We start from the raw sequence: 12317 nt of genomic DNA, 5'->3' as shown, positions 1-12317 counted from the left end.
TCTGCTGAGCTTCAAAATTAAATTTTAATTATCTGAGATGAGAGATGAAAGTTTTTAATAATTCTGTAAATAATAAATTATTAAACTAAACTACCATTCATTTACCTTATTAGCATCCATTTTTAAGAAAATAAACAACAAAATTGTGAATCCCCAAAGTCCGGAACCTCCGTATGAAAAGAAAGGTAGGGGGACTCCAATTGTTGGAAAAATTCCAACCACCATGGCAATGTTTACAAAAAAGTGCGTGAAGAGAATTCCTGCAACGCAATAACCATAAACCCTACTGAATTTTGTCTTTTGCCTTTCCGCTAAATAAATTACTCTTAAAAGTAATCCAACAAAAAGAAGAATAACAACAAGAGATCCTGCAAAGCCCCATTCTTCACCAACGGTTGTAAAAATATAATCGGTATGTTGTTCAGGAACAAAACCTCCTTTAGTCTGAGTTCCTTCCAGAAAACCTTTTCCTATCCAGCCACCGGATCCAATTGCAATTTCAGATTGATTAGTATTGTATCCGATACCTTTCATATCGACACTTTTTCCTAATAAGATATTAAAACGATCTCTATGGTGTTGCTTGAAAACATTATCAAAAACATAATCCACAGATAAAACGAAACCGGAAATTAATGCTAAAAGTATTGCACTTAAAAGTAAATTTCGATCAACCGCCCTACCTTTAAAATGTATAATGATTAAAACTCCCAGTGCGATTAATATTACGACATAGGGCTCTAAAACAAGGGTTAATACAAATAATAATATAGTAATAAAACCTGTCCAGACATACCATGAAGGCAAACCTTCTCTAAACAAAACGACGATAAAAATACTATATATTAATGCACTTCCGGGATCGGGTTGAGGAAGAATCAAAATAACGGGTAAAAATACAATAGCTAATGCCTGAATTTGCCTGTTTGTTTCCTTTAAATTAATTTGAGTATCACTCAGATATTTTGCTAATGCTAATGATGTTGCTGCTTTTGCAAATTCAGATGGTTGTATTGTAAAGCCTCCAATGGCATACCAACATCTCTGACCGGCAATAGTTTTTCCAAAAAGAAACAATCCGGCTAACGATAATAAGGCTACTCCAAAGATAATACTGGCGTACTTTTCGTAAAATTTTCCATCAACAAACAGCACAACAAAAATTAGAGGAATAGTACATCCAATAAAAATTAATTGTTTCTGATACGTTCCGTCAGTTGATAATAATGAAGAGGAATAAATATTTAACCACCCTAATGTTACTAAGGCAATGTAGATAAAGACACTTATCCAGTCAATATTATTTTTTACACTTTGATTTTTCATTTGAAATAATCCTTGTTAGTTCTGTTTAGTAGTGTCTACTGTTGTTTTTTTAACTTCTGTTTTTGGTGCTGTTGGAACTTTCGGAACAACAATTTTAGCTTTTAAAACAGAATCTTTAGGAGTCGATTCGATAGCACTTGCATCATTCATTCCTCCTAATTTGGCATATTCGCTTGCTAAACTTTTGTTTAAAACACGCACTTCTAAGTCATTTCTTGTAATCTTTTTTCTTAGATATTTCTCAATCATTAAACTCGCAATTGGCCCTGCAACTGTAGCACCAAAACCTCCGTTTTCGATCATAATTGCAATAGCAATTTTAGGATTATCTTTTGGAGCAAAGGCAACAAAAATAGAGTGATCTTTAAGCTGAGTTCTTTTTCCGTTAATCTTAGCAAAGTTTTCTGCGGTACCTGTTTTTCCACAAATATCGATGCCTTCTACTCTAAGAGCATAAGCTGTTCCTTTGTTATATACATCAAATAGTCCGCTTATAACTGGAGGGAAATATTTTTTGTCAATAGTCGTTTCGTGTTTAGTGGTAAATTTAGCATCTATTTTTTTGCCTTCAATCTGTTTAATGATATGAGGCGTATAATAGTAACCCTGATTGGCCACAGTCGCCATCATATTCGCTAATTGTATAGGCGTCATCAAAACTTCTCCCTGACCAATAGAGTTGGATATAATTGTTGTGCTTCTCCAGCCTCCATTAGGGTATATTTTTTTGTATGTTTTAGATGTTGGAATATTTCCTTTTTTACCAGTTGGTAAATCATATCCCATAAACTGGCCCAAACCAAAACTTTTTACGTGATCACTCCAAACGTCAACTGCTTTACCCGGATCAGAATATTTATTAATGGTTAGCATGTAAGCATTTGCAAAATAAGTGTTGCAGGAATTGTATATACCGTTATGCAATTGATGTGGGCCAAAGCCGTGACATTTCATAAAACGACCACCACCATAACTAAATCCATGGTGACACATAAAAGTAGTCTGTTCATTGATAACGCCTTCTTGTAAAGCAACTAAACCAGTCAATATTTTAAATGGAGAGCCAGGAGGATATTCCGCCAGAAGTCCTCTGTCATATAAAGGTTTCGCAATAGAATCGTGATATAAAAGCGTGTAGTTTTTAGAACGTTGTCTTCCAACCAAAATGCCCGGATCGTATGACGGAGCAGTTACTAATGCCAAAATTTCACCTGATTTAGGCTCAATGGCAACAATTCCTCCTCGTTTATTAATCATTAATTCCTCGCCATACTTTTGAAGTTCAGCATCTATAGTTAAATTGATATCTTCTCCGGCAACGGCAATGGTATCATATTTTCCATCTTTATAAGAACCAATTTCTCGGTTGTATTTATCTTTCTGAATGTATTTTACACCTTTTATACCGCGTAAAATTTCTTCATAACTTTCTTCAACACCTTGTTTTCCAATTAAATCCCCACTGTTGTAATAAGGGTTTTTAGCAATCAAGTTTTCATTTACCTGTGTGATAAAACCAAAAATATTAGCGCCATAATCTACTTCGTAATCACGAAGAGATCTTTTCTGGAAATAAAAACCATCGTATTTTCTGATTTTTTCCTGAAAAGCAGCAAATTCTGACTTGTTTAATTGTGCAAGAAAAACTGATGGTAATCGTGGGCTATATACTTTAGCTTTTGCAATTCTTTTATAATATTCTTCAGGAGCAATACTTAGTAAGTTGCAGAATTCAGTAACATTTAGATCTTTCTTAATTTCTCGCGGAATAACCATGATGTCATAAGAAGCCTGATTTGCTACTAATAACTTACCATTTCTGTCGTATATATATCCTCTTTCAGGATAGTCATACGCTTTTTTTATTGCATTATTTTCTGATTTTAATTTAAAAGAATCATCAATAATTTGCAAATAAAAGATCCTGATCACTAGCAAAGATGCTGCAATAATAATTAAAGAGGGCAGCAGGACTTTTCTCATCTTCTATTAGGCTTAATAAGATATATTATTATGATTGAAATGATTATCGTAAAAATCGAACTAAATAATGTTCGCAATAAGATATCCCAGACAAATTTAAATTGAAAAGCTTCAAGTACAAAAAGTATGATGTGATGAAGCAAAACAGATACTAAAATAAATGAAAAACGTTCAGGTGTAAGTGATTCATTTAATTTAATAGTTTGATATTCGTAGCTCAGTCCAAAAGAGAATTTGAAAATATAAGGTCTGTAATAGGCTAAAATAACACAAGCTGTTGCATGGATTCCGCCAGAATTACAAAACATATCCATGGTAAGACCAAGTAAAAAACTCGAGATTATTAATCCTGATCTGTTACTGTTTACCGGATAGAGTATGATGTATAGAATATAAGGAAAAGGACTTATGTATCCTAAAAAATTCATGTTATTAAAAATAACAACCTGAATTGCCAGTAATACAATAAATCGAAAAATATTGACTAACAATGCGCTATTCATCTTTCTCCTTTTTTTCTAAATTAATAAGTTCTTCTCTGTCTTTACTTTTGATGATATAAACATGTCCAAGATTCGTCATATCGTTAAATAGTTTAACTTTTATAACATAAAAACTTGTATTTTCTTTTTTGTATACAACATCTACTGTTCCAATATTTATTCCTTCAGGGAAAATTACAGATTGTCCTCCGGTAACAATAGTGTCTCCTTTTTTGATAGAAGCTAATCTAGGAACATCTTCTAACTGAACAAATCCTGTGCTTTTTCCGTCCCAGGTTAAAGAACCAAAGTGATTTGATTTTTTAATTTTCGCATTAATCTGAGATTTCATATTCAAAATACTCACTACAGTTGAGTAATTTGGCGAAGTATTATCTACAACACCAATAATTCCTAAACTGTTGATAACGCCCATATCTTGCTTAACTCCTTCTTTTGATCCGGAATTTAAAGTAATATAGTTTTCGTGTGTGCTGTATGAATTATGAATAACTTTTGAAACAATGATGTCAGCAGGTTTTACTCCTTTTATGCTATCACTCAAAGGTATTTTTGTAGTGTCTTCTTTATTAAATAAAAGACTTTTTAATCTTGCGTTTTCAAGTACCAGTTCGTCATTCTCAGTTCTTAAATTCAAATATTCGTTTACGCGATTGATTCTTTCATAAACACCTCCGCTTAAAAAATTGGCGGAATTGATTACTCTGCTTCTATGAAATGAATGAGATTGAATTGTGAGTACCAACGAAATACCTAAAAGCAGCAAAAACAGCAATCGATTACTGTTTTTTATAATGAAATTAAAAATTTGCTGCATTTCTTGTTCGGGTTATTTTGTTTCAGGATATGCTTTTGGGTTTCAAATTTTATTAGAGTTGAATGATTCAATTCAACTCTAATAAAGAATTATTTTTAGATCTTATTTTATTAAGATGCTTTTAAATTTTGCAATATTTTTAAGCGCCATTCCAGTTCCACGAACAACTGCTCTTAAAGGGTCTTCAGCAATATAAACCGGTAAATCAGTTTTTTGCGAAATACGTTTGTCCAAACCTCTTAACATCGATCCACCACCTGCAAGATAAATACCTGTGTTATAAATATCAGCAGCTAATTCAGGAGGAGTTTGAGATAAAGTTTCCATTACAGCATCTTCAATACGTTGAATAGATTTGTCTAATGCTTTAGCAATTTCTCTATAAGAAACATCAACTTGTTTTGGTTTACCCGTAAGTAAATCTCTACCTTGAACTGACATGTCTTCAGGAGGTCCATCTAAATCTTCGATAGCAGCTCCAATTTGAATTTTTATTTTTTCTGCAGTACTTTCTCCAACAAATAAATTGTGTTGTGTACGCATGTAATAAACGATATCATTTGTGAAAACGTCACCTGCAATTTTTACAGATTTATCACATACAATTCCGCCTAATGCAATAACGGCGATTTCAGTTGTACCACCTCCAATATCAACAATCATGTTTCCTTTTGGTTGCATGATATCAATACCAATACCAATTGCTGCAGCCATAGGCTCGTGAATCAAATAAACTTCTTTTCCGTTTACTCTTTCACAAGACTCTTTTACAGCTCTCATCTCAACCTCAGTAATACCAGACGGAATACATACTACCATTCTTAAGGCTGGAGTAAACATTCTTTTTTTCAATGCCGGAATACTTTTAATGAACATATTGATCATTTTTTCTGAAGCATCAAAATCTGCAATTACACCATCCTTCAATGGCCTTATGGTCTTGATGTTTTCATGTGTCTTACCCTGCATCATGTTAGCTTCTTTACCAACAGCAATGATTTTGCCTGATATTCTATCACGTGCAACGATCGACGGACTATCAATAACAACTTTATCATTATGTATGATTAAAGTGTTTGCGGTACCAAGGTCTATCGCAATATCCTCGGTCATGAAATCAAAAAATCCCATAAGTTTTTTAGGGGTTTAAAATGTTAAAAAATTATTTTGAACAAAGTTAAACAAATTAATGTTTAAAATGACGTGTTCCTGTAAATACCATTGCAACATTATTTTCATTGCAATAATTTATGCTTAATTCATCTTTTATTGAACCTCCTGGCTGAATTACTGCGGTAATTCCTACTTTTTTGGCTAATTCTACACAGTCCGGAAATGGGAAAAATGCATCACTTGCCATTGAAGCGCCTGTTAAATCAAATCCAAAAGCTTTAGCTTTATCTACAGCTTGTACCAAAGCATCAACTCTTGATGTCTGGCCAGTACCTGAAGAAATTAATGTTCCGTTTTTTGCAAAAACAATCGTATTAGATTTTGTGTTTTTACAAATTTTTGAAGCAAATATCAAATCTTCTATTTCTTGAGCAGTAGGCTCTGTGATAGTAACGGTTTTTAAATGCTCTTTATTATCTGTAATATTGTTTCTGTCCTGAATTAACAAACCATTAAGACATGTTCTTACTTGTCTTGACGGTAATTCAACTTCATTTTGAACTAATATAATTCTGTTTTTCTTTTCTTGTAAAACCTCAATTGCATCATCATCATAACTTGGAGCAATTACAACTTCACAAAACAATTTGTTGATTTCTTGAGCTGTAGCCAAATCGATTTTAGTGTTTGCAATCAAAACTCCACCAAAAGCAGATGTAGGATCACAAGCCAAAGCTGCTAAATAAGCTTCACTAATTGTTTTTCTTGAAGCTAAACCGCAAGCATTGTTATGTTTTAAAATTGCAAATGTTGGTCCGTCAGTTTTAAACTCATTAATTAAGTTTACTGCAGCATCAACATCTAATAGATTATTGTAAGATAACTCTTTTCCGTGAACTTTTTTAAACATTGCATCAAAATCTCCAAAAAAGAATCCTTTTTGGTGAGGATTTTCTCCATATCTTAAAATCTGACCATTTGCAATACTTTCTTTGTAAATGGTTTCGTCTGTATTAAAATAATTAAAAATTGCGCCATCATAATGAGATGAAACATGAAAAGCTTTAGTTGCAAACAATCTTCTGTTTTCAAGAGTTGTTGCTCCATTTTGCTCCGTAATCAAATCTAAAAGTAAACTGTATTCGTTTACCGAAGCCACAATTACAGTGTCTTTAAAGTTTTTTGCACCGGCACGAATCAATGAAATTCCACCAATATCAATTTTTTCAATAATATCTTGTTCGCTTGCACCAGAAGCAACTGTTTTTTCAAAAGGATACAAATCAACAATTACCAAATCAATTTGCGGAATATCAAATTCCTTCATTTGCTGAACATCACTTTCGTTATCCTGACGATTTAAAATTCCGCCAAAAATTTTCGGGTGTAATGTTTTTACTCTTCCACCAAAAATTTCAGGAAAAGAAGTAATATCTTCAACAGGAACTACAGGAATTCCAAGGTTTTTAATGAAATCTTCAGTTCCTCCGGTCGAATAAAGTGTAACATTTTGTTCATGTAATTTTCTAACGATTGGTTCTAATCCATCTTTCGAAAAAACTGATATTAATGCTGATTGTATTGTTTTAGTTGTGCTCATTGTGTAGTTATGATTTTCAGACTGCAAAAGTAGTTTTTTTAAATATTATTTTAAAGAAATTAATGTAACATTATGCTAAAAAAATCTACTGATGAGTAAGTTAACTTTTATTAGGTTTTTGATTTTAATTTATTGAATTTTACTTTATTGAAAAATACTATCATATGCTTCTTTATCTACGATTATTAAAAGAAAGTTTGAGCTTTGCCATAAACGCTTTACGAAATAATAAGTTACGAACTTTATTATCATTATTGGGCGTTACAATTGGTATTTTTTCGATTATTGCCGTATTAGCTGCCGTTGATTCTTTAGACCGAAAAATTTCTAAAGATTTGAGCAGCTTAGATAAAAATACGATTTATTTAATGAAATATTGCTTCGGGCCATCTGAAATTCCACAATGGAAAAGAGAGCAATTTCCAAACGTAAAATATGATGAGTATATCAACTTAAAAAACTCACTAAATAATACAGATCAGGTAGGTTATCAGCTTTTTGTAAACCGAGAAAGTTTAAAATACGATTCAAAAACCGTTGCCGATGTAAATATGGTTCCGTCTTCTTTTGAAATGGTCGATATTGACGGTTTAAGTTTTGATAAAGGAAGATTTTACAATGAATCAGAATCAAATTCAGGAACTGCGGTGATTGTTTTAGGATATGATATTGCCGATGGACTTTTTGGTGCAAGCGATCCAATTGGAAAAAGTATTCGTTTATACGGACAACGTTTTACCGTTATTGGTGTAATGAAAAAACAAGGTGCAGGATTTTTTGGAGACAGTAATGATACTTCGGTTTATTTTCCGGCAAATTTTTTACGCAGAATGTACGGTGACAACGATGCCATGACGCCGGTAATTGTTTTGAAACCTGTAAAAGGTATTGATATGGATGCTTATAAAGCCGAAGTTGCACAAAAATTACGAGCAATTCGCGGAATGAAAGCAGGGGAGATGGATAATTTTTTCATCAATGTACTTTCTGGATTTACTGATTTTATTGATGGAATTCTTGGTCAGATGAATGTTGTAGGGTGGATTATTAGCGGATTTTCTCTTTTGGTTGGAGGTTTCGGAATCGCTAATATTATGTTCGTTTCCGTAAAAGAAAGAACGAATTTAATTGGAATTCAAAAATCACTTGGAGCTAAAAATCGTTTTATATTATTTCAATTTTTGTTTGAAGCAATAATACTTTCTGTAATTGGTGGAGTTATAGGTTTGATAATGGTTTGGGGAATTGCCCTGATCTTAACTAAAGTACTCGATTTTGAATTTGTTTTAAGTTTTGGAAATATTGTTTTAGGAACAACTCTTGCCGCACTTATCGGATTAATTTCAGGGATTTTGCCAGCAATTTCAGCCGCAAATCTTGACCCTGTTGAAGCAATTCGAACAGGAATGTAGGTTTTTGTTCAAGGTTCCGAGATGCTGAGTTGTTAAGGTTCTAAGGTTTTTGATTATACATGTAATGTTTCGTAGGAGAGATTTGTTTTGTAGCAATGGGAATTTATTCCTTTGAAATTTATATAAAAAAATTCCCAAGAATATTTTCCTTAGGATTTTTAAGTTAGTATATTTTTAAAAAAGATTATTTCTCTTTTAATAATTTTTCCAAATATTCATTCTTTTCTTTTTCTACCTGAACTAAACGTTCATAAAGTTCAACTACTTTGTCTAATGGGTTGAATGTACAATTGTGTGGACTAGTCATTCCATGTGCAAAACTATTGTCGTAAAAATTATTGAAATAAGTAATCATATTTTCTTCAGTAAAGTTTTTTATAGCTTCAACACTTACTCCAAGTGCTTTTGCTATATCGGCGAGTTTTCCATCCTCTATTGTTTCGCTGTTTTCAATAGCCGAAATTGCCTGTTGATTAGTTCCTAAAGCCTGAGCCAAAGCTTCTTGCTTCATGTCTTTAAGTTCACGAATACGGCTAATTTTTCGTCCTATATGATTTGGTTTTGTTGCTATGCTCATAGTTCAAAGATATTTATATTGCTTCAAAGAAAATCGATCTTAGTAAAAAACAGGTGAATTTATGTTTAATACATTTTCTAATAGCTTAACTGGGGTGCAAAACTATTATTTACTGTTATATTATAAACAAAAATACAATTTTTCAGACAAGTATGAATGTGTTTAGCTAAAGTTAAAAGCTAAGAAATATTTTTTACTTAGTTTGAACGATTCAATTTCGGTTTTATGAAAGGGAATGTGATTCTTTTATTATCCCATTTTATATTATCTGAGTAGTAAGGCTGATTGTTTTTTTTATACTTTAAAACAGTATCTTCTTCCTGTGTAGATCTTCTTATAGTGAAATATTTTATTTTGCTAGCTGATGGATTATTTAAAAAGTCTAAAGTCTTTTCGAAGTCTTTATTTTTAATTGTGTCGTTTTGAGATGCAAATACAAGCATTGTATGTCGTTCATCTTTGTTGGCAATGTTTTCTTTAATGAAATCGCTTAAACTATGATTAGGTATTTTAATAATATCATTAGGTTCAATATTGATGAAATCCGGAATTGTATCTGACGGCGATTGAACACAATGCCAGCCTATAGTTTCTTTTTGATAGAAATAGAAGTTATTGTTTGTATCTATTATGATTTGATTGTATCCGTAGAATCCTGGAGGAGGCGGAGGAATCTTTTTTATTTTTAATTCTTTTAAGTATTTCTCATTCTCTTTGGAAATAATATAAGTAAAATTTTGTTCAGTTGTTTTTTCTTCTTTCTTGCCACAACTCATAAGGAGCAAACAAATCATAATACCAATAAAAATTCTCGTCATAGAAATAAGATTTAAAATAAAGATATAAAAAAATCCCATCAGCCGAAGCGAATGGGATTTTATATGTTAAGAAGTTCGAAAACTATCTAATTGTACTATTCTGAATCAAATCAATATATAAGTTGATTTTGTCTTTTAAATCTTTTCTTGGTGTAATAAAGTCAAGGAAACCGTGCTCTAAAAGAAACTCAGCAGTTTGAAAACCTTCTGGTAAATCTTTTCCTGTAGTATCACGAACAACACGCGGACCAGCGAAACCAATCAAAGCGCCTGGCTCAGAGATATTGATGTCTCCTAACATGGCGTAAGATGCAGTTGTTCCTCCTGTAGTTGGGTCTGTACATAAAGAAATGTAAGGTAAACCAGCTTCAGCAAGCTGCGCTAATTTTACAGATGTTTTTGCTAATTGCATTAATGAATAAGCAGCTTCCATCATACGAGCTCCACCAGATTTAGAAATCATAACAAAAGGCAATTTGTTTTTGATCGCGTGATCAATACCTCTTGCGATTTTTTCACCTACAACAGCTCCCATAGATCCACCAATAAAAGCGAAATCCATACAGCAAATTACAAGTTCTTTTCCTTTAGATTTTCCAACTCCGGTACGAACAGCATCTTTAAGATGAGTTTTTTCCATTACATCTTTCAATCGCTCTGCATATTTTTTTGTATCCACAAAATGCAAAGGATCTTTTGATGTCATGTTTTTGTCTAACTCAACAAATTCGTTGTTGTCGAATAAAATTTCAAAATAGGTTGCGCTTCCAATTCGAACGTGAAAATCATCTTCAGGGCTAACAAATAAGTTTCGGGCTAATTCGTCAGCATCAATAATTTTTCCGGTAGGAGATTTGTACCACAATCCTTTCGGAACGTCCATCTTATCTTCTGTAGCGGTCGTAATTCCTTTTTCTTGTCTTTTAAACCAAGCCATTTTTTTAATTTTAGAATGTAGATTTTAAAGTTTAGATTTTCAATCTGATTCAAAAAATTAGATTTCAGGCTTTTTTTAGAAGTCTGAAATCTAAAATCAAAAATCTAAAATTTAAAGCGTATTTACGTTATTTAAATCTGCAAAAGCTTGCTCAAGTCTTGTATTGAATGTCACTTCGCTTTCACGTACCCATTTTCTTGGGTCATAATATTTTTTGTTAGGAACTTCAGCACCTTCTGGGTTACCAATTTGCGTTTTTAAATAGTCAATGTTTTTAACCATATAATCACGAATTCCTTCAGTATATGCAAATTGCAAATCTGTATCAATGTTCATTTTGATAACTCCGTAGCTAATTCCTTCTCTGATTTCTTCAAGTGTAGAACCTGAACCTCCGTGGAAAACGAAATCTACCGGGTTAGGACCAGTTTTGAATTTGTTTTGAACGAAATCCTGAGAATTTTTTAAGATTTTTGGAGTCAATTTTACGTTTCCTGGTTTGTAAACACCGTGAACGTTTCCAAAAGCTGCAGCAATAGTAAATTTAGGACTTACTTTAGATAATTCTTCATAAGCATAAGCTACTTCTTCTGGTTGTGTATATAATTTAGAGCTATCAACATCAGAGTTGTCAACACCATCTTCTTCACCACCTGTAATACCAAGCTCGATTTCTAATGTCATACCCATTTTACTCATTCTTGCTAAGTACTCTTTGCAGATCTCAATGTTTTCTTCGATTGGCTCCTCAGACAAATCGATCATGTGAGAACTGAATAATGGTTTTCCTGTTTCTGCAAAATGTTTTTCAGATGCATCTAACAAACCATCAATCCAAGGCAATAATTTTTTTGCACAGTGGTCAGTATGCAAAATTACAGTTGCACCGTAAGCTTCTGCTAAAGTATGAATATGTTTTGCTCCTGCGATTCCACCAGCGATTGCTGATTTTTCGTTAGCGTTAGATAATCCTTTTCCAGCGTTAAATTGTGCTCCTCCGTTTGAAAATTGAATGATAACTGGCGCGTTTAGTTTCGCTGCAGTTTCAAGAACTCCATTGATTGTGCTAGAACCAGTAACGTTTACAGCTGGTAAAGCAAAACCTTTTTCTTTTGCATAATTAAAAATCTCCTGAACTTGATCTCCTGTAGCTACTCCGGGTTTAATGTTGTGTGCCATTGTAATTTTTTTATAGTTGTTTTTAGTTTTTAGGTTGCAAAAATAAGAATTA

11 protein-coding genes are annotated in these 12317 nt (G+C 32.6%); 1 reads left to right on the top strand and 10 read right to left on the bottom strand.

Annotated elements, in window-relative coordinates:
- Positions 1 to 90: 90 nt before the first annotated feature.
- From rodA to purH, 6 genes are all read right to left on the bottom strand, one after another.
- Positions 91 to 1326 (bottom strand): rod shape-determining protein RodA, encoded by a 1236-nt coding sequence (gene rodA, locus GKZ86_RS02950; RefSeq protein WP_154781614.1) that lies wholly within the window; start codon positions 1324 to 1326, stop codon positions 91 to 93.
- Between the two features lie 15 nt (positions 1327 to 1341).
- A complete protein-coding gene (mrdA, locus tag GKZ86_RS02945) occupies positions 1342 to 3309 on the bottom strand; it encodes a penicillin-binding protein 2 (protein ID WP_154781613.1) in 1968 nt (655 codons plus the stop codon).
- Complete coding sequence (locus GKZ86_RS02940) at positions 3306 to 3812, bottom strand: rod shape-determining protein MreD (protein WP_154781612.1); 507 nt, start codon at positions 3810 to 3812, stop codon at positions 3306 to 3308. Before GKZ86_RS02940 ends, mrdA begins: the two co-directional genes overlap by 4 nt.
- The gene (gene mreC / locus GKZ86_RS02935; RefSeq protein ID WP_154781611.1) at positions 3805 to 4629 is read right to left on the bottom strand and encodes a rod shape-determining protein MreC; all 825 of its coding nucleotides are present in this window, start codon (positions 4627 to 4629) and stop codon (positions 3805 to 3807) included. Before mreC ends, GKZ86_RS02940 begins: the two co-directional genes overlap by 8 nt.
- A gap of 102 nt (positions 4630 to 4731) precedes the next feature.
- Positions 4732 to 5760, bottom strand: a complete 1029-nt coding sequence (locus GKZ86_RS02930) for a rod shape-determining protein (protein WP_007804822.1) — start codon at positions 5758 to 5760, stop codon at positions 4732 to 4734.
- A 55-nt stretch (positions 5761 to 5815) separates the two neighbouring features.
- Positions 5816 to 7342, bottom strand: coding sequence for a bifunctional phosphoribosylaminoimidazolecarboxamide formyltransferase/IMP cyclohydrolase (gene purH / locus GKZ86_RS02925; protein WP_154781610.1), 1527 nt, complete (start codon positions 7340 to 7342; stop codon positions 5816 to 5818).
- 164 nt (positions 7343 to 7506) lie between these two features.
- On the opposite strand from purH, the gene GKZ86_RS02920 reads away from it, so the two are divergent.
- Positions 7507 to 8754, top strand: a complete 1248-nt coding sequence (locus tag GKZ86_RS02920; protein WP_154781609.1) for an ABC transporter permease — start codon at positions 7507 to 7509, stop codon at positions 8752 to 8754.
- A 184-nt stretch (positions 8755 to 8938) separates the two neighbouring features.
- Here GKZ86_RS02920 and GKZ86_RS02915 read toward each other — a convergent pair whose 3' ends face one another.
- The 4 genes from GKZ86_RS02915 to fbaA form a co-directional block, all read right to left on the bottom strand.
- Positions 8939 to 9331, bottom strand: a complete 393-nt coding sequence (locus GKZ86_RS02915) for a helix-turn-helix domain-containing protein (RefSeq protein WP_154781608.1) — start codon at positions 9329 to 9331, stop codon at positions 8939 to 8941.
- Positions 9332 to 9528: 197 nt separating this feature from the next.
- Positions 9529 to 10149, bottom strand: coding sequence for a hypothetical protein (locus tag GKZ86_RS02910; protein ID WP_154781607.1), 621 nt, complete (start codon positions 10147 to 10149; stop codon positions 9529 to 9531).
- 82 nt (positions 10150 to 10231) lie between these two features.
- Positions 10232 to 11086, bottom strand: coding sequence for an acetyl-CoA carboxylase, carboxyltransferase subunit beta (accD, locus tag GKZ86_RS02905; RefSeq protein WP_059114903.1), 855 nt, complete (start codon positions 11084 to 11086; stop codon positions 10232 to 10234).
- A gap of 111 nt (positions 11087 to 11197) precedes the next feature.
- Positions 11198 to 12265 (bottom strand): class II fructose-bisphosphate aldolase, encoded by a 1068-nt coding sequence (fbaA, locus tag GKZ86_RS02900; protein WP_154781606.1) that lies wholly within the window; start codon positions 12263 to 12265, stop codon positions 11198 to 11200.
- Positions 12266 to 12317: the final 52 nt, after the last annotated feature.

This window comes from Flavobacterium sp. LC2016-13, assembly GCF_009707955.1.
Taxonomy (GTDB): Bacteria; Bacteroidota; Bacteroidia; order Flavobacteriales; family Flavobacteriaceae; genus Flavobacterium.
Note: the sequence above shows the minus strand (reverse complement) of the source record. Positions and strands in the feature narration are given on the sequence as shown.

Bases quoted from the DNA above. Each gene is read 5' to 3' on its own strand.
- GKZ86_RS02915 (WP_154781608.1), bottom strand. From the start codon at position 9,331: ATGAGCATAGCAACAAAACCAAATCATATAGGACGAAAAATTAGCCGT.
- accD (WP_059114903.1), bottom strand. From the start codon at position 11,086: ATGGCTTGGTTTAAAAGACAAGAAAAAGGAATTACGACCGCTACAGAA.
- GKZ86_RS02930 (WP_007804822.1), bottom strand. From the start codon at position 5,760: ATGGGATTTTTTGATTTCATGACCGAGGATATTGCGATAGACCTTGGT.
- rodA (WP_154781614.1), bottom strand. From the start codon at position 1,326: ATGAAAAATCAAAGTGTAAAAAATAATATTGACTGGATAAGTGTCTTT.
- purH (WP_154781610.1), bottom strand. From the start codon at position 7,342: ATGAGCACAACTAAAACAATACAATCAGCATTAATATCAGTTTTTTCG.
- GKZ86_RS02940 (WP_154781612.1), bottom strand. From the start codon at position 3,812: ATGAATAGCGCATTGTTAGTCAATATTTTTCGATTTATTGTATTACTG.
- mreC (WP_154781611.1), bottom strand. From the start codon at position 4,629: ATGCAGCAAATTTTTAATTTCATTATAAAAAACAGTAATCGATTGCTG.
- fbaA (WP_154781606.1), bottom strand. From the start codon at position 12,265: ATGGCACACAACATTAAACCCGGAGTAGCTACAGGAGATCAAGTTCAG.
- GKZ86_RS02920 (WP_154781609.1), top strand. From the start codon at position 7,507: ATGCTTCTTTATCTACGATTATTAAAAGAAAGTTTGAGCTTTGCCATA.
- mrdA (WP_154781613.1), bottom strand. From the start codon at position 3,309: ATGAGAAAAGTCCTGCTGCCCTCTTTAATTATTATTGCAGCATCTTTG.
- GKZ86_RS02910 (WP_154781607.1), bottom strand. From the start codon at position 10,149: ATGACGAGAATTTTTATTGGTATTATGATTTGTTTGCTCCTTATGAGT.